The sequence below is a fragment of the Paenibacillus ferrarius genome, from assembly GCF_002027705.1.
In the GTDB taxonomy this organism is placed as follows: Bacteria; Bacillota; Bacilli; order Paenibacillales; family NBRC-103111; genus Paenibacillus_E; species Paenibacillus_E ferrarius.
In genome coordinates this window covers 344812-369781 of the sequence record NZ_MBTG01000023.1, presented here as the reverse complement: position 1 = coordinate 369781, position 24970 = coordinate 344812, and the positions used below count along the sequence as shown (strand labels likewise).

Genomic DNA, 24970 nt, shown 5'->3' with positions numbered 1-24970 from the left:
CCAAGTTAACGAATATCGATTTGATCAATTTTGCGAATCGCCATATATCCGACCGCTATGCCAATCGAGGCTAGCAGAATTGGAACGATAATAATGACATTCAAGTTGGATCCGCCACTGTCCGAGCAGGTCAGGAATACGATGATGACGGAGGATACAATGGTAGTCGGAATAGAATATTTGCGCATCCCGAAGTAGAGCGGAATCAGCGCCATGAAGCTTGCCGCCAGCGCATGGAAGCCTAATTTCGCAGCGTGCTGCAACACGAGCGTCAGCGTCAGTTCACCCGATACGAAATGTGTGAATGAGTTGATGACAAAATACAACGTACTCAAAATAATCATGGAAGCCACCATACATAGAAAGGTGAACGCGATCACGACCATAAGCTTAGCCGCAATGATTTTATGACGTTTGATCGGGTACATGAACAAGACGGTAATCGTCTTATGATTGAACTCATCGATGACGAATCGCCCCAGCAAGACGGCTGCGAAAATAATAAATGTCCCTCTCACAAATACATCTATCATAGAAAACACTCTGCTATAATCTTCAAAAACGCTTATGCCGTACATCTTTGGTGTATAGCTAATCAACATCATGAATCCGAAAATGATTAGATTAGCGATCACAGCGCTGCGAATATACCCCATGATCTTAAATTTTCTTAGCTCCAACTTCATCAAATTAAGCATGTACGCCACCTCCATTCAACACTTGCAAAAAGTAATCCTCTAACGAGCCGCTTCGTTTATGAATCGAATCAATAACCACTTCATTCATGATCAAGGTTTTAGTAATTTCACTTTGTGCCATATGCTGGTCATAGATTCGTATGAATTGATTGTCGATGACTCGGATATTGTTCAATTGAAGTTTATCTGTTAAGACATAAGCAGCTCGGCTGCAATCCGTCGTCATGATCTCGATGTAATTCGTCGTCTCGCCGCGAATTTCGTCCATCGCAATCTCTCGCAGTAACCGTCCGCCTTGAATGACGCCAATTGTATCCGCAATTTGCTCGATCTCGCCTAGAATGTGGCTGGAGATCAATAGCGTCGTGCCATATTCCTTGCACAACATGCGGAATACGTCTCGTAACTCTTTGATCCCTAGCGGATCGAGTCCATTGATCGGTTCGTCGAAAATAAGCAGCTCCGGTTTGGTCGTAATAGCGCGGGCGATCCCTAGGCGTTGTTTCATCCCGAGCGAGAAGGTCTTTACTTTCTTCTTGCCCGTATCGAGCAGATTCACAAGTTCCAGCGCTTCATCAATCGCCGTCTTGTTGTAGTACCCCATATAATCGCAATGCAGTTCCAGATTCTCGCGGGCTGTCAGCTTATCATAGAACACCGGGTATTCAATAATTGTTCCCATGCGTCCCAGAAGATGATAGGAATTCGGCATTAGCTTCTCTCCAAATATCTCGATCTCCCCACTCGTCGGCTTGATGAGATTCGTAATCATCTTCATCACTGTCGTTTTTCCTGAGCCGTTGGGACCCAAGAATCCGTAGATTTCGCCTTTCTTCATATTCATATTGACATTCGAGACGACTTCCTGCCCTTGAAAAGCCTTGGTCAATCGATTCGTTCGTACTATATGCTCCATACTCTTTTCTCCTCTCGCTCTCTCATAACTATATCTTACAGGACGTAATTTTCTTTTTTCTTACTTCACTCTTACGAATTTCTTAAGCAGACTCTATGTGCGATGTTGCTCATGAAAAAACTCATGAATTGAGTTAACACCTCCTCAATTCATGAGCTAGTATTGTACTTTTTTCAATTGAACGGTAAACACGGTTAACTCATAAGGCTTGCTGTGGAGGTGGATGGACCCGCCCATACTCTCCACCAACCGCTTTGTAATGGTAAGACCCAGTCCGCTGCCTTGATAGAACTTATTCCGCGAATCTTCCAGCGTATACATCCGTTCAAACACATGATCGATATGCATCGCATCAATGCCCTTTCCCCGGTCCCATATATCCACATAGACAGAAGATTCATCTTCCCGGAGCGTCAAACCGAGTTGCTTGCCGTGATTGCCATATTGAATGCTGTTCGAGATCAGATTGTTCAGCACGCGGTGCAGCGCGTCATCATTACCGAAGCCATAAATCGGATGATCCGGGATCTCGATATGGACGAAGTAACCTTGCTCCGCAAGAATGTCGTAATAAGCCAGAATCGTCGTGCGGCAACGTTCATTCATGAGAATTCGGGTCATCGGCATATCTTGATCCCCGGACTCCAGCTTAGCCAAATCAAAGAAATCATGAATGAGCACCAACGTCTCTTGGGTTTTGACATACACTTTGCCCAGCAAACGTTCTCGCTCCTCTGCATGCATCGCCGGATCGAGATGGAGCATCTCAATATAACCCAGTACGACAGTCAAGGGGGTCTTCAGATCGTGCGAAATATTCGATACCATCTTTTTCATCGATATTTCCATTTTGGCATAGTCAGAGTACATCTGATGCTGCGCCTCCAAGAGCCGGTTGATCTCCATCAGCAGCGCTTTGAACTCCCGGTCGTTCGTCATCAGCAATAACTTCTCTTGGGTAGCGAGGGATGATATGCGTGCGATCTCTGATCGCAACCGATGCAATTGCTTCCGGTTGCTCACGCGATTAATAGCCTGATACATGACTAAACAGATAAGAATCGCGATCATCATCAATAGAATGAGCGTCATCTTAGCGACCTTCCCACTTGTAGCCAATGCCCCATAGCGTCTTAATGTATCGCGGCTCTGACGGGTTATCTTCTATCTTGTCCCGCAGCCTGCTCATATGAACATTAATGACGTTCTCGTCGCCGTGATAGTCATCGTTCCATACCTTCGCGTAAATTTGCGCTTTCGTAAAGACGCGATTGGGATTCGCTGCGAATAGTCGCAGAATCTCGAACTCTTTGGATGTCAATTTTATCGGCTCCTCGTGCTTGAGGACGGCGAAATTATCGAAATCGATCCGTAAATCGCCCATGTTCAGGATATTATGCTTCGGCGCAACCTTCGTTTCAACGCTCGCGTATTGCGTCGCCCGCCGGATGATCGCCTTCAGTCTCGCAGACAATTCGATCATCGAGAAAGGTTTCTCAATGTAGTCGTCCGCACCGAATCCGAGGCCTAACGCCTTGTCGATGTCGCTGTCCTTCGCGGACATAATCAAGATCGGCACATGACTGTAAGCCCGAATACGGCGGATGACTTCCATTCCATCTATCTTGGGCATCATAAGATCGACGAGTAACAGATCAAATCGCCCCTGCGCCTGCTCGAACTTCCGAAGTCCCTCGTCGCCATCCCCAGCAACGGTCACCGCATATCCTTCTTTCGTTAAATAAGTCTCAACCATTTCTACAATAGCTTGATCATCTTCCATAATGAATATCGAATGATTTATAATGAACAATCCTCTCTTCGCTTGCTATGATTTTTCATTTCATTAGTATAACAAAAAAAGTACCGTCTCTTTATAATCCGATCATCCTAAATTGAGACGCCTGAAATACCTGTAAGTATAGAATAAGTCTTGCAATTGACGACTACATCTGTAACTATAGACAACAACTTGGCATGATTGATACCATTTTTGTTAATCATAGATCTCCAAAAGAGGATATGTTTATGACAAGTATGCCAAAAGTGGGAAGGAAATCCAGCTATATGGGAAAAATTCATAAAGAACAAGCGGAGCATTACATCTGGGGCGATAGCTGCGACGGTTGGTACTTGGAGCGGGATGCGGATAGAACGATTATCCAAGAGCGAATGCCCGCGGGTACGAGTGAAATTAAGCATGTGCATCAGCATGCGAAGCAGTTTTTCTTTATTTTGAGTGGAGAAGCCGTGATGTGGGTTGATGGTTCGGTAATCACCTTGAAGCCGCAGGAAGGATGTACAATTCTCCCAGGTATTCCACATCAAATTCGGAATGATTCCTCGCAGGATGTCGAATTTCTGGTGATCTCAACCCCATCTACGTTAGGCGACAGAACCGCTCTGTAGAGGCTTTCTTTTCTTATGCTTATTTGTGGTATAATTGACACCATAGTCTTTGTTGGGTGAGGAGAGATGACGGTTGCTGAATAGGGAAAAGGATGTTGACCTAGCCAGACGGGCCAAAGTCATTGAATGGCTCAAGACAGAACTCGTAGATCATGCAGCACATCTACTCAAAGGCATATGGGAAGGCAGCCAGGTGAAAATTGTCGATGGATTAGCCAGTTTAATTTCAAGCGGGTACATCCTAGGGAAGAGACTGGGCATATCGTATCGCAATTTGGACGAAGCCATTGTAGAGAAAATGAAGAAGCACCGCCAAGAGGGCCATCAACTTGAGGATTGGTACGGCGACATTTCATCGCTCGAAGAACATTTACGTAAGAGGTGAGCCCGGTTGGGGAATCGAAATTGGCAAAGCATTATCTGGAGCGCAGTGACTATTGTTTCATTGCTATCTTTAATGACGCCTTTTATTATTTTCACATTTAGTTTTCTTATCATTCCTGTATTAATGCTGTACGTTAAATCAAGCACCAAGCGTTTCGTGGTCAGTTATGTGGTGAGCTTGCTTGTGGTTTATTTATTAACCCAATGGCATGGGATTTCGTTGATATCGGTTTCCTTGTTCTTCTTGCCGCCGGTTCTGGTTATGGGTAACTTATATAAACGCAAAGCAGCCGCGAGGTCCGTGTTGACGGCAGGAATCATTACGTTTCTGGCAGAATCATTGATCACTCTCATGATTGGGTATTCACTTGGGTTCGATCCGGTTGCGAAGTTCAAAAGCTTCATGATAGACAGCATTGCGAGCATGCCTGCAGGTATTCAAGACGTGCTGCCGAAGGATCAAAACTGGTATGTGAATTTCATTGTCCAAGTGATTCCGCTGTACTTGATTTTCGTTGCCCTGTTCTACACTTTTGTAACTCACGGCATCAGCCGTTGGCTGCTTAACAAAACAGGGGAAGGTATTCCCGGACTGCGCCCTATGCGGGAGTGGATGCTGCAGAAATCGCTCGTTTGGCTCTATTTGATTGTGTTTGTTTTGGATTTATTCACGAACCCCAATTCAAACTCATTCATTCCCACGCTGCTGATGAATGCGATGCCGCTGCTTATGCTGGCTTTTACCATTCAAGCGATTTGTTTTCTATTTTTCGTTGCTCATGCGAACAAATGGAAGCCTATTTTACCGATTGCAGCGATAATTTTGGTCTGTTTTATGCCTCCTCTTTTTATCGTATACAGCTTATTAGGGGTATTTGATGTTGCGTTTCCAATCCGTGAACGGTTTAAGAAAAATTTATAGGATTAGGAGCTAGTTTCGAATGCCGAAGTTCCTTTTAAAGCGATGGCACGGTCAACATATCGTGTGGATTTTCGTTTTGCTCATTGTGATGACAGCGACAATCTATATGTTCAAATGGTGGTTGGGTCTTACAGCCTTCATGGTCTGCGGGGTCATGGCCTATTTTACGCTGCAAGCAGAGACGGCTTTTCGTAGAGAGCTGAACACTTATGTCGGGACAATTACACATCGGGTGAAAAAAGCCGGCAATGAAGTGATGAGCGGCCTTCCCATCGGAATTATTTTATATAATGAAGAGAAACGCATTGAATGGCATAACCCTTTTGTCGCGAAAATGCTGGAGAAGGATTCGGTCATCGGTGAGCCCTTGTACGATTATTTGCCTGATCTGAAAAGCAAAAAGGATAAAACCGATAAGCTCGAGATATCGATCGGAAAATTCATTTATCAAGTATGGATTAAGCCCGAGGAGCGGCTGCTTTATTTCCGTGAAATTACGGAGCAAGCGAATTTGGCCAAGAAGTATGAAGATGAAAAAACGGTCATCGGTATCGTGATGATGGATAACTTAGAGGAATCGACGCAAGGGCTGGATGATCAGACGCGCAGCATCATGCTGGCGAAGGTGACCGGTGAGATTACGGAATGGGCTCAAAAGCACCAAATTTATTTGCGCCGAACCTCATCAGATCGGTTCCTCATCCTGCTGGACCAGAAAGCTTTGCGCCTACTAGAGCAAACACGATTCGAAATCCTGGATGATGTTCGGGACCTGACCATTGAGAACAAGCTGCCGATGACGTTAAGTATCGGAATCGCCTCAGGGACTGAACAGCTTATGGAGCTTGGCCAAATGGCTCAAATGGGTCTGGATATGTCCTTGGGCCGCGGTGGTGATCAGGTTACCGTCAAGGCTGGACAGCGATTGTCCTTTTATGGCGGCAGAACGAATGCGGTCGAGAAGCGAACGCGGGTAAGGGCAAGAGTGATCTCCCATGCGTTACGTGATTTGATGAAAGATAGTGACAAGGTGATCATTATGGGTCACCGGTTTCCGGATATGGACTGTATCGGAGCTTCTGTCGGTGTTTTGAAGGCAGTACAGGTAATAGGCAAAGAAGGTTATATCGTACTGGAAGGCGTCAATCCGTCGATTCAAAAGGTGATGGAAACGATCGCCGCGGACGAGAGGCTGCATCGTTGGTTCATCACACCGGAACAAGCGATGCAGATTACGACCCAGCGCTCTTTGGCAGTTGTCGTAGATACCCATAAGGCATCTATGGTAGCCGAGCCTAAGCTGCTGCAACAGACCCACAGGGTCGTGGTGGTCGATCACCATCGTCGCAGTGAGGAGTTCATCCATGATGCTACACTCGTCTATATGGAGCCTTACGCGTCGTCTACATGCGAACTCGTGACGGAGCTGCTCCAATACATCAATGAGAAGCTTGCATTGGAAGTGTTGGAGGCCACGACGCTGCTTGCCGGCATTGTGGTAGACACGAAGAGCTTCAGCCTCCGTACTGGAGCCAGAACCTTCGAAGCGGCCTCTTATTTACGCCGAAATGGGGCTGATTCCGCGCTTATTCAGCGTCTGCTCAAGGAAGATCTCGATTCGTATATCGAGCGAGCGGAAGTGATTAAGCACACGGAAACGATTCACGAACATATCGCACTGGCCGTTGCATCGTCAAACCATAAATATTCTCAGTTGATGATTGCGCAAGTTGCTGATACATTGTTGAATATGACGAATATTATGGCTTCCTTTGTCATCGCGGAGCGGCATGACGGCTTGATTGGCATTAGCGCTCGATCTTTAGGGCAGATGAATGTCCAAGTTGTTATGGAGCGGCTGGGTGGCGGCGGGCATTTGACGAATGCGGCTACTCAGCTGGATGGCACTTTGGAGGAAGCAACGAGCCGATTGAAGAAAGTATTAGAGGATATTCAGGAAGAGGAGGGACTTTTCGAATGAAAGTAATCTTATTGAAAGACGTGAAAGGCCAAGGTAAAAAAGGTGAAGTGAAAGAAGTATCTGAGGGCTACGCTCAGAATTTCCTGATTGCCCAGGGGCTTGCTGCTCCAGCGACAACAGGAACTGTGAAGGTGCTCGATAACCAGAAGAAAGCTGAACAACGCCGCAAGGATCAAGAGAAAGCGGACGCACAGGCACTAGGCGAGAAGCTGGGAGAAATGACCGTTCAAATCAAGGCCAAAGCGGGTGAAGGCGGACGATTGTTCGGGGCGATTCCAAGTAAGCAAATTGCTGAGGTTCTGGAAAAACAATATAAAATTGTGATCGATAAACGTAAAATTGTTTTGGAAGATCCTATTCGTACTCTTGGTGTGACCAAAGTTCCTGTGAAGCTGCATAGTGATGTTACAGCCAGCTTGAATGTACAAGTGACGGAAGAGAAGTAACACAATCAGATTCAAGCAATCGTCAATAAAGAATGAACTGAATAGAAGTCCCTAGCAGCTCTTATTTGTGAGTCTATCACTTATTTGGCAGGTTTCTGTCCGGATAAGAGTCTCTGGGGGCTTCTATTTTATTAAAATGATCCCAAAATACGAGATAACTAACTACGAAAAGAAAGGCGGGTATAACAGCATGAGCGGAGATAATATGTTTATGGATCGTGTACCCCCTCAAAATATAGAAGCCGAGCAGGCGGTGCTTGGTGCTATTTTGATTAATGGCGATGCGCTGATTACGGCTATGGAGCGGATATCCAGCGATGATTTCTATCGGGGGACGCATCAGCGGATCTTCGAAGCGATTGTCGAGCTTGCGGAAGATCAGGAGCCTGTCGACCTGATTACACTGACATCGCTGCTTCAGAACAAGCAGCAGCTTGAAGAGATCGGCGGCGTAACGTATTTGTCGGAGCTGGCCAATGCAGTGCCGACAGCAGCCAACATCGATTACTATGCGGCGATCGTCGAGGAGAAATCGATGCTTCGCCGCTTGATTCGCACAGCGACACAGATCGTCTCCAACGGCTATGCCAATGAAGACGATGTAGGTTCCATGCTGAGCGAGGCTGAATCGAAGATCCTCGAGATTTCACAGCGCCGCAGCTCGAGCGGCTTCGTGGTCATTCGCGACGTGCTCATGGAAGTATTCGAGAAGGTTGAACAGCTCTACTCGAATAAGGGCGGCTCAACGGGGATCCCTTCGGGGTTCATTGACCTCGATAAGATGACGTCCGGCTTCCAGCGTTCTGACCTTGTTATCTTGGCGGCGCGTCCTTCGGTAGGGAAAACCGCGTTCGCGCTGAATGTGGCGCAGAACGTTGGCGTCCGAGCGAAGGAAACCGTCGCCATCTTCTCCCTCGAGATGGGCGCGGCGCAGCTTGTACAGCGTATGATTTGCGCCGAGGCGAATGTCGATGCCAACCGCATGCGGACGGGTTACCTCGAGGGCGACGACTGGGAGAAGCTGACGATGGCGATCGGCGCTTTGTCTGAGGCCAACATCTACATTGACGATTCACCGTCGATCACGGTCGCGGACATCCGCGCCAAGTGCCGTCGTCTGCAGCAGGAGAAGGGGCTCGGCATGATCCTCATCGACTACCTGCAGCTGATTGCCGGCCGCGGCAAAGGCGACAACCGTCAGCAGGAGGTCTCTGAGATCTCCCGTACGCTGAAGCAAATTGCGCGTGAGCTCAACGTTCCGGTCATCGCGCTCTCGCAGCTGAGCCGGGGTGTTGAGCAGCGGCAGGACAAGCGTCCGATGATGTCTGACCTTCGGGAATCGGGCTCCATCGAGCAAGATGCCGATATCGTCGCGTTCCTTTACCGTGACGATTACTATGATAAAGAATCCGAGAAGAAGAACATTATCGAAATTATTATTGCCAAGCAGCGGAACGGTCCGGTAGGCACCGTGGAGTTGGCTTTCTTGAAGCAATTCAATAAATTCGTGAATATGGATCGAAGTCATCAAGAAGCAGCAGCCGGTCAGTATTGACGGCTGTTTTTTTTGGCAGAAAAGTGCAGATTCTGTACGAGTGGATGCTGAAAGGCTGAAAAACAGCCTTTCAGGTGGGCGGAAAGCTGGAGGTGACCTCCGTAAGGCCGAAAAACAACCTTACAGGGGAGGAAGTGTAGATCCTCCAAAGTGGTCGCTGAAAAAGAACATACGGGTTAATACAGCAAAAGCGCGGAGTTAACACGATTGCCCCTCAAGTTTTCACGTTTTGCTTGCAGATCTGAAGGTGGAATGTAATAGTGTGTGCAATTTCCGAACGATTATACAAGCACATGTGGAATTGTTCGTTTTTCATTGACTTTGCTATGGGGGACTGCTACACTAGAGACGGTGAAAAAAACCTTGTCGAATGCCTGTATATGTTGCAGGGCAAATTCGAAGTAAGGTCGTTTTTCATGCCGAAAGGTAGGTCCACTTCCTGCAGATCACTGCCGAAGAGACCTGGTGTTCCTTCGGTGAGTAAGCCTGTGACCCGCGCGAGCGGTGTGTAAAGGGATTTGCATCGCCAGAGGGAAGTATGATGGACGCTGAATGCTTTAGCGCTTTAATGAGGTCCAACTTTTCTCTGTGGAATTACAGCCATCAAGGCTCATTATGGGTGACTCGTCACCGTACGGAGGTAAGTGCATATGTCAACGGTTGTTGTTGTCGGTACGCAATGGGGAGATGAAGGAAAAGGGAAAATCACGGATTTCTTAGCGGAATCTGCTGAGGTTGTTGCTCGTTACCAAGGTGGTAACAATGCAGGCCATACGATTATTATTAGCGGAAAGAAATATAAGCTAACAATGATTCCTTCCGGTATTTTTTACAAAGATAAAGCGTGTGTAATTGGGAATGGAATGGTTATCAACCCAGCTGCACTTATTGAAGAAATTAATTACATTCATGATAATGGCTTTACAACGACGAATCTGAACATCAGTGACCGCGCGCATGTCATTATGCCGTATCATTTGCTGCTGGATGGTTTGGAAGAGGATCGCAAAGGTGATAGCAAAATTGGCACGACCCGCAAAGGGATCGGACCTTGTTATATGGATAAAGCAGCTCGCAACGGCATTCGTATCGCGGATTTGATGGATGCGGAAGAGTTTGAATTGAAGCTTAGACGTATTGTGGCTGAGAAAAATGTACTGATCGAGCAAGTGTACGGTTCCACAGGTCTTGATGTAGAGCCTATCCTCAAAGAATATTTGGCATTCGCTGAGGTCCTTCGTCCTTATGTGAAGGATACGTCCGTTATTCTTAATGAATATATCGATCAAGGCCGCAGAGTGCTTTTCGAAGGCGCACAAGGCGTTATGTTGGACATCGACCAAGGTACATACCCGTATGTAACTTCCTCGAACCCAACGGCTGGCGGCGTTTGTATTGGTTCCGGCGTAGGCCCAACGAAGATTCACAACATCATTGGCGTAGCCAAAGCTTACACAACACGTGTTGGCGACGGACCGTTCCCTACGGAGCTGGACAATGAAATCGGTGCTTGGATTCGTGAAAAAGGTTTTGAGTACGGCACAGTAACAGGACGTCCGCGCCGCGTAGGCTGGTTCGACAGTGTTGTTGTCCGTCACGCAAGACGTGTTAGCGGGATCACGGGTCTTTCCTTGAACTCCATCGACGTGCTTACAGGCCTTGAAACCGTCAAAATTTGCACAGGCTACATGTACCGCGGTGAATTGATTGAGCACTACCCAGCTAGCTTGAAAGCTATCTCCGAGTGCGAAGCGGTGTACGAAGAGCTTCCAGGTTGGACAGAAGACGTATCTGAAGCACGTACGCTAAGCGATCTGCCAGAGAACGCTAGACATTACGTAGAGCGCGTATCCCAGCTTACAGGCATTCCGATTGCGATCTTCTCGGTAGGCCGTAATCGTGAGCAAACAAACTTGGTTCGTCCTATCTACGCATAAAATAAACATGGAAGCGAGTCATTTCGCTTTATAAACAAAATCCTCTAGGCTGTTTGCGCAGCTTAGAGGATTTCTTTTTTGTCCAAAGGGATTTAATGGAGATGATTTCGTCAATACTGGGAAGGAGGAACATGATTATGCGCCAGGAGTGATATGAAGACATGAAATTATTAGCGTGGTTGAGCAAAATCGTCATTAGCACCGTCCTTATTACATCAATTACGATGTTTACGACATGGTATGTTGTGAATATGTACGTGGAGGATATATTTCGACAATATCAGATCCCAGCTTTGGGTAAAAAGATTCAATTTAGTGAATTTGCTGCAAGATTGGGAGGCGAGCTGAATATAGTTATGCGTAGAGACGGAGGGAAGCAAGCTGCTCCAGTCGAAACATCCGCGAACGCGAAGCCTGCTCCTAGTCCCAGCCCGTCTGGAAGTCAGCCGAACAAGGAAGTTGGCGCCTTGCCTTCCCCAGCGAAGGATGATGCCCTGCCCGTAATGGGACGGGTACAAAGCGAGAGCCATGAACAGAAGAAAGATATCGTCATGTCGACCGAGGATTTTGCCAAAAAGAAGGAGGCATTATCCAGCGAAGATAAGATGAAATTATTCTCGCTTGTCGTTGCCAAGCTGCCGCAAAGTGAAGTTCAGCATCTATCCGTTATGCTGGAGGATGGGATTACTGCGAGTGAGCTGGATCAGATCAACGAAACGCTCAAAAAGTATTTAACTGAGAACGAGCTGAAGCAGTTAAACGATATTCTGGGCAAGTATTAAACCAGTTAAAGCTCGGGAGGCATCCGAAGAATCGGTGAAAGCTAATGGAGCTGTCCACCGTATTTGATAATCGTATCCTCTGCTTGGCGGTAGCGGGATTTCTCAACACTCACCCTAAGGGAGTAGATGGGTTCAGCCGCATCATGATCCATGGATTGAACGTAACTGTCCGTAGAATAAGGGGGTGTGGATTCGTTCTCGGTTGTAAATCGAATATCGAGCACACCTTGTGATCGAAGAATTTCGGCCGTTTTTTCCATATTAAATCTGTCGAAAAATCTCGCTTCTAGATTGATTTCCATCATCCATAGCCCCTTTCTAATTTTCAAGCATATTCGTCAAATTTAGCAGCAGAAGCAAAAATCAATTGGCAATGCGGACAAAAAAGTGACTCTTTAGCGTCTTCTTTTGGTGGTGGACACGAATCTATCACATGGATATCGAGTATTTTGTTGAAATAGGCAGAGAAAGTGTGTTAAATTTAACAAAAGGAAGACATCCTTTATGGATATTATGTCTAATCAAGGTTTATTTATGTATCTGTGGATGCAAAACCGTTCAAAGGGAGAAGATCATGACAGGTTTCAGGGGTATGCGCTTTGTGAAGGATCTCATCAAGAGATTCACACCTAAGCGAGAAAGCTTGACCGGAAATGAATCAGTATCAGACAAGCAGCTGGAAGAAACAACGACAACAACGACGCTAACGGTAATGAAACGACATAAATGGTCTCTAGTACTGGGAGTCAGCGCAATCGCTCTCACAGGGGTAATTACATTTACCGGACATCAATACGTGGAAGCTGGCATGAATAATGTTTATCATGTCATGCTGGATGGCAAAGAAATAGGTATTGTAAGTGATAATAAAATTATCGATGACTATAAGCAGCAAAGACCACAAGAAGTTCAGAACGATTTTCCAGAAGTACACGTTGTTCTCAAAACAGATGGGATCACCTACAGCCCTGAAAGGGCTTACAATGCCAAGTCGGACGATGCAGCCCTTTTGGCGTCTCTTAATCAACTGCTGATACCTCAACCGGTCGGGGTGGCGTTGAAGATAGACGGGAAGACGATTGCTATTTTGAAAGATCAACAGACCGTTAATCAGGTTCTGGATCAGGTAAGCGCTCCTTTCGCGCCCAAAGGCAAGGAAAGCGCTAAGGTTGCTGCGCTATCGGCGAGTATGGGCGATGATATTGCAACTGCACCTTCGGAACTTGAGAAGGTTGAGTTTGTTCAGCAGGTGGATCAGGTCGACGTAGAGATTGATCCGAAGGAACTGGCTAAACCCGAGGATGTCGTCAAGAAACTCCAAACGGGTGATGTTCAGCCAGCCAAATACACGGTAGTTGAAGGCGACTGCGTTTCTTGTATTGCTAAGAAATTAGGGATCACGAAGCAATTTATTTATGATAAAAATCCTGGGATTCAGGATGATAAGCTCAAAATCGGCAATCAGCTCGATGTTACGGTGTTGAAGCCGCCGCTTTCCGTTAAAACGACAGAACGTATTGTGAAGAATCAAGAGATTCAATACGATACGGAGTATGTGAAAGATGATTCGCAGCGCGTCGGGGTCGTAGAACCGATTTCGCCAGGCAAGAACGGGCTGAAGAAGGTTACGATTCAAGTGACGAAGGTCGATGGTTTATTGACCGAAGAAAAGCTTGTGGATGAAGAGATTATCGACAAACCCGTCACAGCCAAAGTGAAAAAGGGAACCAAAGTCGTCAAAGGCGAAGGCACTGGCAAGTTCGCATGGCCTGTCGTTTCTCCTAGTATTTCGAGTACGTTTGGCGTACGTTGGGGCAAGCTTCACAAAGGAATTGATATTACTGGCAATAAGAACATCATGGCTGCCGATAATGGCAAAGTGATCGAAACCGGCTACAAATCCGATTACGGCAATTATGTTATTATTAATCATTTGAATGGCTACGAGACGTTATATGGTCATATGAGCAAGGTTACAACGACCGAAGGCACCATCGTTGAGAAGGGTGACAAAATCGGTATCATGGGAAGCACGGGCGATTCCACAGGCGTCCATTTACATTTGGAAATTCATAAGAACGGCAGTTTGGAGAACCCACTTAAGTATCTAAATCGCTAAGTTTACATAGAGGCAAGGTCAAACCGAACAACTCGGTGGGCCTTGTCTCTTTTTAGTTGAATATATGATAAAATATAGGGAAGTATGCACGCTCGTCCCTTGGGACAGCGAAAGCAAAGAGGAATGATCCTTGAGTAGGCGGTGGTAGGTTTGTTTGGCAAAATTCTTGTGGTGGATGACGAACAACCGATTGCAGATATTTTGAAGTTTAATTTGGAAAAAGAGGGCTATCAGGTGATCTGTGCCTATGATGGTGGAAGTGCGGTGGAGCTGGCATTCTCGGAGCAGCCGGATCTGATTCTGCTGGATCTTATGCTGCCTGTGAAGGATGGCATGGATGTGTGCCGAGAGGTCCGCTCCAAGCTGAATACACCTATCATTATGCTGACAGCTAAAGATACAGAACTGGATAAGGTGCTTGGACTGGAGATGGGCGCAGACGACTATGTGACCAAGCCATTCGGGACACGAGAGCTGCTCGCTCGCGTGAAGGCGCATTTGCGCAGGCAGACCAAAGCACAGTCGGCTCCGAGCGAGTCGGATACGCAGCGCAACGGCATGCGGATTCATGCGCTTTTCATCGATAACGACATGTACATGGTGTATAAGGATGGCACGCCGCTCGATTTGACACATCGGGAGTTCGAGTTGATTCAATATTTGGCCAAAAATTCGGGCAAAGTCATGACGCGTGAGCACCTGCTGCAAGCGGTGTGGGGCTTCGAATATTTCGGCGACGTACGAACCGTCGATGTGACGATCCGGCGGCTGCGCGAGAAACTGGAGACGGACCCAAGCCGTCCGGAATACATTATGACGCGCCGAGGGCTTGGCTATTTGATGCGCAGTCCTAAGGCCGGAGGCTTCTAAGGATGAAGGGCATCCGCTTTTTTCAATCGATTCAAGCGAAGCTGATTATTATCTATGTCCTGCTCATCCTAATTGCGATGCAGCTAATCGGCGTGTATTTCTATAAGACGGTGGAGACGTATTTCAAGAATGACTTTCTGGCTTCGCGCAACAGTCAGGTGACGCTGCTCGCCGGTTTCGTGGGTTCCTACCTTACCGGCGACCAAGACAGCAAAAATGCGGCCGAAGGTAAGAAGACGTACGCGGATTTGAACGAATTCGTCAGCAATTTATTTTCGATCAATAATGCAGAAATTCAAATTATCGATGCGAACGGGAATGTCATCAGCACGTCGGTTCCGAATCATTTGAAGCAGAAAAACACACAGCCGGAAGTCATCCGGGCCTTGCAGGGCATTAAGGATAACCAGCGGATCTTCACGGACGAAGACGGTTATCGGAAGGTTATCATTGCGAAGCCCGTAGGCAGTGGTGTGCGTGTTTTGGGAGCCGTTTACATCATCGCTTCGATGGAAGATGTCTATAAGACGATCCGCTCGATTAATCGGATTCTCATCTCTGGTACGTTGATTGCTCTGGGGCTTACGGCGATTCTGGGGGTGCTGCTCACCAGCACCATTACGAACCCCATCAAAGAAATTACCAAGCAAGCAACGGCAGTTGCCGAGGGGAAATTTGATCAGCAGCTCATTATTCAAGGGACCGATGAGATCGGGCAGCTGGGCCATACCTTCAATTTCATGATGAATCGGCTCAAAGAAGCGCTCACCTTGAATGAAGAGGAGAAGGAGAAGCTGGCATCGATCTTGACGAATATGAATGACGGCATTATTGCGACGGATGATCGCGGTCAAATCATCGTGCTTAATCGCAGGGCGAAGCAAATTCTGCAAACGGAAGAAGAGATGACGCTCGGCTTGGACATTTCGGAGGTGCTGGGCATTCCGATGGAGGCCATTCGAGGTTTCATTCAGGGACAGGTCAACACGACGCTCCTGGATATTGAGCTGCCGGATGAGGACGACCAGCTGTCCGTGCGTATTATCTTCACACCGATTCATCGCCGTGGCGAAGGACAGAATGGGATTATTGCGGTGCTTCAGGATGTCACGGATCAGGAGAAGCTGGAGCAGGCCAGACGCGAGTTCGTGGCGAACGTGTCGCATGAGCTGCGAACGCCGCTGACGACGATCAAGAGCTACCTGGAGGCGCTGGATGACGGCGCGATCGAAGAGCCGCAGCTCGCCTCGCGCTTCATCAGCGTGACACGCAGCGAGACAGAGCGGATGATCCGCTTGGTGACGGATCTGCTGCATCTGTCACGGCTTGATTCGAAGCAATCGATGATGAGCAAATCGACGACATTTGTGAGTGAGATGTTGGAAGAGGTTGCGGACCGGTTCTCTTTTCAGCTGCAGCAGCGCAAGATTAATATCGTTATCCAAGTGGAGCCCGGCGTAACCAGTTTAAGGCTGGATCGGGATAAAATTGATCAAGTACTCGATAACTTGGTATCCAATGCAATCAAATATACCGGTGATGAAGGAGCTATTCGCCTAGAAGCGAAGAAGCTCGAGAAAGATATGCTGGAGATTACGGTTCAGGATAATGGCATCGGTATTCCGAAGAAGGACTTGTCCCGGATTTTCGAGCGGTTTTATCGCGTAGATAAAGCACGTTCCCGCAACATGGGCGGTACAGGGCTAGGATTGTCTATTGCCCGGGAAATAGTAAAAGCGCACGGCGGCTCCATCCATTTGGAATCCGAATTGGGTCATGGAACCCGTGTTGTATTCACGCTGCCGATTCAGCAAGAAGAGGAGGATGAGCTATGATTGAAAGTTTAAAATCGATCTTTCTTGTTGTCCTAATTGGGTCCAGCTTGTATCAAAGCTTTTTGCTCGCTTCTTACAATCCACCGAAGATTGAGCCGATTCAGCAAAGCAATTATATTCAAACCGAGACGCTGGGCAAGCAGGCGGAGCTGCAGGATATGCTTTTTCCTGATCAGATCATTGTACATATGGGGAATCAGCAGCACTCTGTTTTATACCCGAGCAACTATTACTACACGAGATTGTTAGACAATATCAAACAGCGGAGCTTCAAAGGCTTTCGCAAAACTTCCATGTACCTGGTCAATGTCAATTGGGAAGATATTCGCTCGAAGCAGCAGGGAGTGGAAATTCGGTTCCATGATGGCATTCCTTTCACTGTTCTTCAGCAGCTGCTGCGAATTGAAGGCGAGCTTCCGCCTGATAATGATAAAGTGACACGTATTTGGATTTACTCCAAAGGAACGAATGAAGATGTGCGGGCGTTCTTTTTCACGGATTCTCCGGGGGTTGGCTATGAAGTGATTGGGGCCGATTTTACGAGTAAAGACGTGGAGAATTTCGCTGCTTTCGGAGATGTAACGAATTTATACAAAACAACAAATGGTGGAGATTACTACCTTCCGCTTAAACCCTTGCGCCTGCCGAGCTATGTATTTACGTACAGCTTGCTGACGGCGGACCAGTTGAAACAAAGCTTTTTCGTTGATCCGGGGATAACCCGTTATCTCAAAGAGCGCGATGGTTCTGAGATATATACAGACAGCAAGCGAGGTTTCCAGCTCAATCGAGATCTCAAGTGGATTACGTATTCCGATCCCGTGGCACCAGTGGAAAGCAAGAGTGAAGTCTTGGAGAATTTGCTGGCAGGCATTAAATTTATTAATCAGCATATTGGCTGGGATGGCAAATATTTGGTCGCGCATACGCCAGAAAAACAGTTGTTCAACAATCAGACTTTTGTATTCCGACAATATTATGAATCCTTGCCGATTCTGACTGCACAGCTGGAAGGCTTCGGAACGATGAAGATGCAGGTGCAAAAAGGGATTATATCCGGCTTCGAACGGTCGATGGTCGTACCTGATCTCAAATCTGCTCAGCGGCGCGATGCCGAGTTGATATCCGGAGATGCCTTGGAAGAAAGACTGCAATATTATCAGCGCCGTGCGAGTATTGTAGCGATTTTCCCAGCGTACCGTCCTGTTGTTTCGGATAAGACGCTTACGCTCTCTCCCTCATGGGCGTTGGAGCTGCGTGATGGTACTTACGATTTTATTGAATAAATAGAGATGGATGGAAGATGGGTGAGATCATGAATTGGAGCCGGGCCAAAACGATTTTGATATGTTCTTTTCTGCTGTTGAATATGATTCTTGGTTTCCAATTGTGGTCCACCAATCGTTCCAATCAGACGGAAGTTTCATTGGACACGTCGGGTACGGTAGAGGAGCTGAATCGGGCACTCCGCAATAAGAACATTCGGTTAATGGATGAGCTGCCAACGGATATCGTGAAGATGAAGGTCATTACGGTGAAATATGACGATAGTATTAAACCAGGTGAAGAGAAACCATTGAAAACACCGATTAACATGAGCAATCTGCTAGGTAAAGGCGCGAGTAAAGAAGTACAAGCCCAATCGGAGATTCCTAATTTCAGTCTCTATCAACTAGATTCTACGCTGAGCAAAGATGGGCAAAGGAAATATGTGTTCACGCAGTTGTATGACAAGCTCCCGCTCTTCGATGTGAAAGTGGAGCTTAATGAGAAAAATGGAGAAATTACCAGTTACCGTCAAGCGTACGTTGAAGTAGAATCAGGTGTAGAGCAAACCGAGACGAAGCTGATTCCCGCGCAGTTAGCGGTGCGCAGCTTAGTGGACAATTATTTGAGCGAAGGCTCCATTATTACGGAGGTTCGACTAGGGTATCACGGACAGCCCTATAACTCACAAACGCAACCGATGTTTCCGCATTGGCGGATTACGATCGATAACGGAGATATTAGAGATGTTTATTATGTGCAAGCATTCAATGGAGCTGTGGAGTCTCCGCAGAAAGGCTCTGAACTGGCGCCTTTTGGTACGCAGCCTGAGGGTGAGAAGGCCCCAAGTACGGCCAAGCCTGATGATAAGAGCAAAGATAAGAAATAACACAGCATGAAGGCCAGGATGACAAGCAAGATGAATGGCAGGCATAGAGGAGCAGGGAAGATGGGAATGAGATTTACAGTGCTGTCGAGCGGATCGACGGGCAATGCAACGGTGGTCGACAATGGGGAGACCAAGGTACTGATCGATGTGGGCTTTAGCGCCAAGAAGATGGAGCTGTTAATGAAGGAACGCGAGCTCGCGGCAAGCAGCATAGATGCGATCCTTGTTACGCACGAACACTCCGATCATATTAAAGGGTTAGGCGCTTTTGCCCGAAAATATGACTTGCCTATTTATGCGAATGAGAAGACATGGGAAGAGTTAGACCGGCAGATCGGTGTCATTGCAGAAGGCAATAAAAGAGTTATGGAAACCGGTGGTGTGGAGGAATTCGGCACATTGCGGGTAGAGTCCTTCGGAATATCCCATGATGCGGCGGAGCCGGTGGGGTACTGCTTGTACGAAGGGGAGCAGAAGCTAAGCGTTGTGACGGATTTGGGCTACATGAGTGAAAAGGTGAAAGAGAAGATCACGGATTCAGACGCGATGGTGCTGGAAACGAATCATGATGTGGACATGCTGCGTGTAGGACATTATCCATGGAGCATTAAGCGTCGTATTCTCGGAGACAAAGGTCATTTATCCAATGAAGCCGCTGGGGAAGCGCTCTGCGATGTGATGACCAACAAAACAAAGTCGGTCTATATGGCGCATTTAAGCCGTGACCATAATTTAATGGATTTGGCCAGGCTAACGGTGAATAACATAGTACAAGAGCGTGCCCCGGAGTCCAAACAATTGCGGCTGATGGATACGTATTTTGACCGATCTACGAAATGGGATGTGCTGGATTCGGAGTAAGCGCTGCGTCGATTTCTTGAGACTTCAGCTGAAGCTCCTGCGTGGTGATGATGCCTTTATCTATCAAGGTTTGAATGAGCGATGAAAGAACAAGGGACTGGTGATAGTGGCTTTCCTTGAGGTCAGCAAGTTTACCGATCATATTGATTTCGTCAAAATGGGAAGGAATACGATTCATAAGGGTCAGTCTCCTTTATATTTCTGATTTAAAGTTCTAGTAAACTCTAGTAATTCGTTAAGAGATTTGGTTTACTATTATTGTAGGCAAGAAATGAATGAAACATTCCTAATTTTTTGAAAAAAACAAAGTTGATATACAACCAATGCGAGTGTGGAACGGCTGAACCCGTTAGCGAGGAGGGACCCGAGATGAGTTTGTTTGATGATGATTTTTATTCCACGAAAAGGTCCAGACAGCGAGAGACACCATGGCGTCCTAAAGGGTCGGGAGCATTCACGGGCTTCACCGTTCGTAGGCGAAATGTCGCCTTGATCGCAGGGGTAGGCGGGGCACTGGCGATGCTGCTGCTAGTTGGCTTAGTAGGCGGCTTAAGCAAAAGCGGAACACATGCCGAAACGGCAGCCGTATCAGCCGCTGCGACCAAAGCAGAAACGCGTCCAATGAACGTTAACGACTCTGTTGTAGCAGCAACGGAGAAAATTAAGCCTGCGGTCGTTAGTGTCATCTCAGCCAAAAGGGATGATAAAGGGCAAGAGACCGGGATTGGCATCGGGTCTGGCGTCATGTTCGCGAAATCTGGCGATAAAGTCCGCATCGTCACCAACAGCCATGTAGTGGAGAACGGGAACCAATTCGAAATCGTCAACTTCCAAGGGGAGCATCGGAAAGCGACTTTGATTGGGCGGGATAAGATTACCGACCTGGCTGTTCTTGAAGCAGACGGCAAAGATATCAAAGTTCTCGCTGAGTTTGGCGACTCCGAATCGCTGCGTGCAGGCGAAATGGCGATTGCCGTGGGCAACCCGCTGGGACTTGGTTTCTCCCCGACTGTGACACAGGGCATTATCTCATCACCGAAGCGGACAATACCGGTTTCACTCTCGCGGGAAGGCACGGACTACGACTGGGAAATGGATGTCATCCAAACGGATGCGGCCATTAACCAAGGAAACAGCGGCGGACCACTGGTCAACATCGAGGGCAAAGTGGTTGGCATCAATTCGATGAAAATCTCCGATATGGGTGTGGAAGGGCTAGGTTTTGCGATTCCGATTAATAGCGTGAAGCCGATCCTGGAGAGCTTGATTACGGATCATAAAGTCAAAAGACCACTCATGGGTGTGTCGACACAAGAATTGCAGGCTTTTAAAGGAACGGATGTATTAAAGCTGCCTGCTGATGTGAAAACTGGAGTTATCGTCTTCGAGGTATCCGGCCCTGCCAAGGAAGCGGGTCTCAAAGCGCAGGACGTTATCGTACAGCTGGATGATCGCAAGATCGACAGTACGATCGCGCTTCGGAAATATTTATATAACGAGAAGAAGATTGGCGATAAAGTGAACGTGGTGTATTACCGCGGCGGGAAGAAGCTTAATGCGGTGGTTACCTTGGTGGAAGCTGCGGATAAGTGATTTGAGTGGCGTGTGAAGGATGAGGGAAGAGCGTAACGAGTGCAAAGTGAAGCGTAAAGAGTAAAAAGCAAATAGTAAAGAGTAAAAGATAAAGATTCATGGCGGATGAGAGGTACTTGCATGTATGTTGTTTGTAAAGATCACGTAGAAATCGCAATAGATGAATTTGTTGATGAGTATGAGGAAGCCCCAGATATCGTGGATTTGGCGAAGACCCACTTCGCGAATTGGGAGCCACCAACGCATTGCGAGCATTGCAAGGAGTTAGCGCGATTTCTAGTTGTTTGAGGAGGGCGGAAGCCTTCCTTTTTTGTTTTGTTTTGGGTGATTGGGGCGGGATTAGGCCTAAGCTGTTGGGGGCAGTGATTTCATTGGAGCTAGTCCAATGGAATCTTGTTAGACGAATGATTTGGGACAGGTTCATTGGAAAATATGCAGTGAAATTTGATGAAACGGTTTGAAAGTTGCAGATTTGGAGCAATTGATTGGATAAATTCCACTGCTCCGAGCAAAAAAGAGGATTATGATCGATTTGAATGTACGATATCCAATGGAGTCATTGAGGGGAGAACATCGGTTATGCATATACAGATCTTAACGGTTGGGAAATTGAAGGAACGCTATCTTGTGGATGGGATAGCGGAGTATGTGAAGCGCCTTGGGCCGTATGCCAAGGTGCAGATGATAGAGGTGCCGGATGAGAAGGCACCGGAGAACATGAGCCCTGCGGAGGAGCAGCAGGTACGGGCTAAGGAGGGCGAGCGGCTGTTGGCCAAGCTCGCCCCGGATGTGTACGTCGTGGCGCTAGCCATCGACGGCGAGATGTGGTCGAGCGAGCAGCTGGCAGGCTCGCTCGACAAGTTGGCCACCTACGGGCGGAGCCAGGTGGCCTTCGTGATCGGCGGCTCGCTGGGGCTATCTGGCGAGCTGCTGCGCCGTGCGGATATGCGGCTGTCTTTTGGCCGCATGACGCTGCCGCACCAGCTGATGAGGCTGGTGCTGGTGGAGCAGATTTATCGCGCGATGCGGATAAATCGGGGGGAACCGTACCATAAATAACGACGAATTTTTGGTGAAACCCTTAATTGGCGCGGAAAACAAGGTAATGATATATGTCTGAATATTGATTCGTGACGGATAAATATAAAAGCGATGTCATGGTCATTAAAACCATGAACCTCGCTCTATTGGCTGATAGAATAGGTGTCAATATTTTGATTCTAACAAGTTATAATTGGTGCTTTAACGTTCTGGTTGAACTCGACATTGTCTCGCATTCACGGAATGCAAAATGTTTACAACCCATACATTTGTTGAGGTCCAGTCGAGCTAATGCGTAATTAATTGCCTCGCCCGTATGCTCAAAAAAGTGATCCTCTCCGATAAGCGAATACAACCCTGTTTTTTTAAATACTTCCATAGACTGTAGCTGAACTCCCGAAATAAGGACGATCCCACCCAATTTCTCAAAATCTTTGACCAATCGGGCTAGCTTGGACTCGCCTGTCGTATCCACGTAGGGTACTTTCGACATACGTAATATAAAAATTTTAGGGTTAAGATGGAGTGTGTCCAAAATTGATTTTTCTAATATATTGGCGGTACCAAAGAACAGCGGTCCTTCAAGGGTAAAAATGCTGATTTGAGGACAATCATGTCCTTCGCAAACCATGTATGCTTTCACTTTTTCGTGTTTGTCAGTTGAGTCGGGCAAAACTTTAGCCACCTTCAATAATTCACTCATTCGCTTTACGAACAGAAGTACAGACAAGATTAAGCCGACTTCAACAGCCGTTGTTAAATTCGTAAGTACGGTTAGTAAAAAGGTGATCAGCAGAACAAATGAATCGCTTGTTTTCGTTTTCAGGACATGAGCAAATTCTTTGCGCTCACTCATATTCCACGCGACCAACATCAGAATGGGAGCCATACTTGCAAGTGGGATATTAGAAGCATATGGAGCAAACAAAATGAGTACAAGGAAAACGACAATACCATGTACGATGCCGGAAAGTGGCGATGTAGCCCCGTTTTTAATGTTGGTTGCTGTTCGTGCAATGGCTCCAGTCGCCGGGATTCCTCCAAAGAGAGGCGTCACGATGTTCGCGATGCCTTGGCCAATTAGTTCGCGATTGCTGTTATGGCGAGTACCGGTCATGCCATCGGCTACCACAGCCGATAACAAGGATTCTATACCCCCTAACATGGCAATAATAAGTGCTGGTTGAATCAATGTTTTTATTCGAACCCAAGTTATTTCGGGGAAATGAAAATGGGGCAATGTGCTCGGGATCGCTCCGAATGAAGAACCAATCGTTGCTACATGTCCTTTGAAGAACAATGCTGCTATAACACTTGATGAGACAAGCCCCACTAATGAACCGGGAATCTTAGGTAAAAATTTCGGCGAAAGTAGGACTGCTGCTAAACAAATTGCAGCCGTAAAGACACTGTAGATATTAATGGTTGCCAGATGTACCACAATTTCTTTCATGTTTGGAAGAAAATTTTCGTGTTTCTTAATATCACTAAGCCCTAAAAAATTAGCGATTTGACCGCTGAAGATGATGACGGCGATCCCGGCCGTAAATCCGATCGTTACGGGACGAGGGAAAAATTTAATCAATGCGCCAAGCTTAAATACTCCCATGAAAACAAGAATGATACCTGCTAAAAACCCGGCAATTAATAAATTTTCGTACCCATACTGTAAGACGATTGCGAAAAGAATGGGGATAAAGGCACCGGTCGGACCACCAATTTGAAATCTGGAGCCTCCGAGCAAAGAGATTAATATACCGGCAATGATGGTTGTATAGATGCCATACTCGGGCTTGACCCCAGAGGCAATAGCAAATGCCATCCCTAATGGAATGGCGATAATGCCAACTATAAGCCCTGAAATGAGATCCTTACGAAAGGCAGATGCATGATATCCTTTATATCTTCCCGTCCATTTCATCTACGCACCTTCTATTCTCATATATTTGATTATTTGAATATATAAAAAATGTACCCCCGAGTGCTGACAAAGTCAAACGTTAAAATTCGAGTGTTTTCCCCGAAAATGCATGGTAAAAGAAAATAAACAAGGTGCTCCTTGAAATTGCTCATGGATGCCCTTGTTTATTGTTTATTGCTCATTTCGAATGACCTCAAGCAGTGAAATAGCGTCGACGAGATGATTGTCAAAAATCTGCTTTGCGACAGCCAACAATTCCTTAATCAGCGGATCTCGTAGTGAATAAATCACCGATGTCCCATCTTTTATGCCGCTCACTACATTCTTATTTCGCAGTACTGACAGCTGCTGAGAAACGGCTGAACCTTCCGAACCTAAGATGCTTTGTAATTCGTTAACGTTTCTATCGCCTTCGCTTAGAACCTCAAGTATTCGAATTCTCATGGGATGAGCTAATGCTTTAAAAAAGTCGGCTTTAAACTGATGAATATTTTGATGCTGATTCATAGCACATGCTCCTTAACACCTGAACTTTTGAATATATG

At 46.8% G+C, this 24970-nt stretch carries 25 protein-coding genes; 17 read left to right on the top strand and 8 right to left on the bottom strand.

The window, feature by feature from the left end:
- Window positions 1-5: 5 nt before the first annotated feature.
- The 4 genes from BC351_RS24265 to BC351_RS24250 form a co-directional block, all read right to left on the bottom strand.
- Complete coding sequence (locus tag BC351_RS24265) at window positions 6-698, bottom strand: ABC transporter permease (protein WP_079415815.1); 693 nt, start codon at window positions 696-698, stop codon at window positions 6-8.
- On the bottom strand, window positions 691-1614 hold the full coding sequence (locus BC351_RS24260; protein WP_079415813.1) for an ABC transporter ATP-binding protein: 924 nt from the start codon (window positions 1612-1614) through the stop codon (window positions 691-693). Before BC351_RS24260 ends, BC351_RS24265 begins: the two co-directional genes overlap by 8 nt.
- A gap of 156 nt (window positions 1615-1770) precedes the next feature.
- Window positions 1771-2706 (bottom strand): HAMP domain-containing histidine kinase, encoded by a 936-nt coding sequence (locus BC351_RS24255; protein ID WP_079415811.1) that lies wholly within the window; start codon window positions 2704-2706, stop codon window positions 1771-1773.
- A gap of 1 nt (window position 2707) precedes the next feature.
- Window positions 2708-3418 (bottom strand): response regulator transcription factor, encoded by a 711-nt coding sequence (locus tag BC351_RS24250; RefSeq protein WP_144028514.1) that lies wholly within the window; start codon window positions 3416-3418, stop codon window positions 2708-2710.
- A gap of 224 nt (window positions 3419-3642) precedes the next feature.
- Here BC351_RS24250 and BC351_RS24245 point away from each other — a divergent pair, with 224 nt between their 5' ends.
- The 8 genes from BC351_RS24245 (at window position 3643) to BC351_RS24210 (ending at window position 12030) form a co-directional block, all read left to right on the top strand.
- Window positions 3643-4023: a cupin domain-containing protein gene (locus tag BC351_RS24245; protein WP_244209161.1), complete on the top strand. Its 381-nt coding sequence runs from the start codon at window positions 3643-3645 to the stop codon at window positions 4021-4023.
- 73 nt (window positions 4024-4096) lie between these two features.
- The gene (locus BC351_RS24240) at window positions 4097-4408 is read left to right on the top strand and encodes a MazG-like family protein (RefSeq protein ID WP_079415807.1); all 312 of its coding nucleotides are present in this window, start codon (window positions 4097-4099) and stop codon (window positions 4406-4408) included.
- Window positions 4409-4414: 6 nt separating this feature from the next.
- The gene (locus BC351_RS24235) at window positions 4415-5329 is read left to right on the top strand and encodes a DUF2232 domain-containing protein (protein WP_144028508.1); all 915 of its coding nucleotides are present in this window, start codon (window positions 4415-4417) and stop codon (window positions 5327-5329) included.
- Between the two features lie 19 nt (window positions 5330-5348).
- Entirely contained in the window at window positions 5349-7310 is a 1962-nt protein-coding gene (locus tag BC351_RS24230) for a DHH family phosphoesterase (RefSeq protein ID WP_079415805.1), read from the top strand.
- Window positions 7307-7756 (top strand): 50S ribosomal protein L9, encoded by a 450-nt coding sequence (gene rplI / locus BC351_RS24225; RefSeq protein ID WP_079415803.1) that lies wholly within the window; start codon window positions 7307-7309, stop codon window positions 7754-7756. Before BC351_RS24230 ends, rplI begins: the two co-directional genes overlap by 4 nt.
- Before the next feature lie 190 nt (window positions 7757-7946).
- Window positions 7947-9311: a replicative DNA helicase gene (dnaB, locus tag BC351_RS24220; protein WP_079415801.1), complete on the top strand. Its 1365-nt coding sequence runs from the start codon at window positions 7947-7949 to the stop codon at window positions 9309-9311.
- 650 nt (window positions 9312-9961) lie between these two features.
- The gene (locus BC351_RS24215) at window positions 9962-11248 is read left to right on the top strand and encodes an adenylosuccinate synthase (protein ID WP_079415799.1); all 1287 of its coding nucleotides are present in this window, start codon (window positions 9962-9964) and stop codon (window positions 11246-11248) included.
- Between the two features lie 161 nt (window positions 11249-11409).
- Window positions 11410-12030, top strand: coding sequence for a hypothetical protein (locus BC351_RS24210; protein ID WP_079415797.1), 621 nt, complete (start codon window positions 11410-11412; stop codon window positions 12028-12030).
- A gap of 41 nt (window positions 12031-12071) precedes the next feature.
- Here BC351_RS24210 and BC351_RS24205 read toward each other — a convergent pair whose 3' ends face one another.
- On the bottom strand, window positions 12072-12335 hold the full coding sequence (locus tag BC351_RS24205) for a hypothetical protein (RefSeq protein ID WP_079415795.1): 264 nt from the start codon (window positions 12333-12335) through the stop codon (window positions 12072-12074).
- Window positions 12336-12604: 269 nt separating this feature from the next.
- On the opposite strand from BC351_RS24205, the gene BC351_RS24200 reads away from it, so the two are divergent.
- The 6 genes from BC351_RS24200 (at window position 12605) to BC351_RS24175 (ending at window position 19870) form a co-directional block, all read left to right on the top strand.
- Window positions 12605-14149, top strand: a complete 1545-nt coding sequence (locus BC351_RS24200; RefSeq protein WP_079415793.1) for a M23 family metallopeptidase — start codon at window positions 12605-12607, stop codon at window positions 14147-14149.
- 150 nt (window positions 14150-14299) lie between these two features.
- Window positions 14300-15019, top strand: coding sequence for a response regulator YycF (gene yycF, locus BC351_RS24195; RefSeq protein ID WP_029196128.1), 720 nt, complete (start codon window positions 14300-14302; stop codon window positions 15017-15019).
- Between the two features lie 2 nt (window positions 15020-15021).
- Window positions 15022-16854 (top strand): cell wall metabolism sensor histidine kinase WalK, encoded by a 1833-nt coding sequence (walK, locus tag BC351_RS24190; RefSeq protein ID WP_079415791.1) that lies wholly within the window; start codon window positions 15022-15024, stop codon window positions 16852-16854.
- Window positions 16851-18140 carry a YycH family regulatory protein gene (locus tag BC351_RS24185; RefSeq protein ID WP_079415789.1) on the top strand — a complete coding sequence of 430 codons (1290 nt, stop codon included), beginning with the start codon at window positions 16851-16853 and terminating at the stop codon, window positions 18138-18140. Before walK ends, BC351_RS24185 begins: the two co-directional genes overlap by 4 nt.
- A gap of 17 nt (window positions 18141-18157) precedes the next feature.
- Complete coding sequence (gene yycI, locus BC351_RS24180; RefSeq protein ID WP_244209160.1) at window positions 18158-19009, top strand: two-component system regulatory protein YycI; 852 nt, start codon at window positions 18158-18160, stop codon at window positions 19007-19009.
- Window positions 19010-19069: 60 nt separating this feature from the next.
- Entirely contained in the window at window positions 19070-19870 is an 801-nt protein-coding gene (locus BC351_RS24175) for an MBL fold metallo-hydrolase (RefSeq protein ID WP_079415787.1), read from the top strand.
- On the opposite strand, the gene BC351_RS24170 is transcribed toward BC351_RS24175, so the two are convergent.
- Window positions 19839-20048: a hypothetical protein gene (locus BC351_RS24170; protein WP_079415784.1), complete on the bottom strand. Its 210-nt coding sequence runs from the start codon at window positions 20046-20048 to the stop codon at window positions 19839-19841. The genes BC351_RS24175 and BC351_RS24170 overlap by 32 nt on opposite strands.
- Window positions 20049-20239: 191 nt before the next feature.
- Between BC351_RS24170 and BC351_RS24165 the strand changes: the two genes are divergently transcribed.
- The 3 genes from BC351_RS24165 (at window position 20240) to rlmH (ending at window position 22522) form a co-directional block, all read left to right on the top strand.
- On the top strand, window positions 20240-21463 hold the full coding sequence (locus BC351_RS24165; protein ID WP_079415782.1) for a S1C family serine protease: 1224 nt from the start codon (window positions 20240-20242) through the stop codon (window positions 21461-21463).
- A gap of 120 nt (window positions 21464-21583) precedes the next feature.
- Window positions 21584-21751 (top strand): CxxH/CxxC protein, encoded by a 168-nt coding sequence (locus tag BC351_RS24160; protein WP_079415780.1) that lies wholly within the window; start codon window positions 21584-21586, stop codon window positions 21749-21751.
- Between the two features lie 291 nt (window positions 21752-22042).
- Window positions 22043-22522, top strand: coding sequence for a 23S rRNA (pseudouridine(1915)-N(3))-methyltransferase RlmH (rlmH, locus tag BC351_RS24155; protein WP_079415778.1), 480 nt, complete (start codon window positions 22043-22045; stop codon window positions 22520-22522).
- A gap of 169 nt (window positions 22523-22691) precedes the next feature.
- Here the strand turns inward: rlmH and BC351_RS24150 are convergent, their stop codons facing one another.
- Both BC351_RS24150 and BC351_RS24145 read right to left on the bottom strand, forming a co-directional pair.
- Window positions 22692-24425, bottom strand: coding sequence for a SulP family inorganic anion transporter (locus BC351_RS24150; RefSeq protein ID WP_079415776.1), 1734 nt, complete (start codon window positions 24423-24425; stop codon window positions 22692-22694).
- A gap of 171 nt (window positions 24426-24596) precedes the next feature.
- Window positions 24597-24932: an ArsR/SmtB family transcription factor gene (locus tag BC351_RS24145; protein WP_079415774.1), complete on the bottom strand. Its 336-nt coding sequence runs from the start codon at window positions 24930-24932 to the stop codon at window positions 24597-24599.
- Between the last annotated feature and the right edge of the window lie 38 nt (window positions 24933-24970).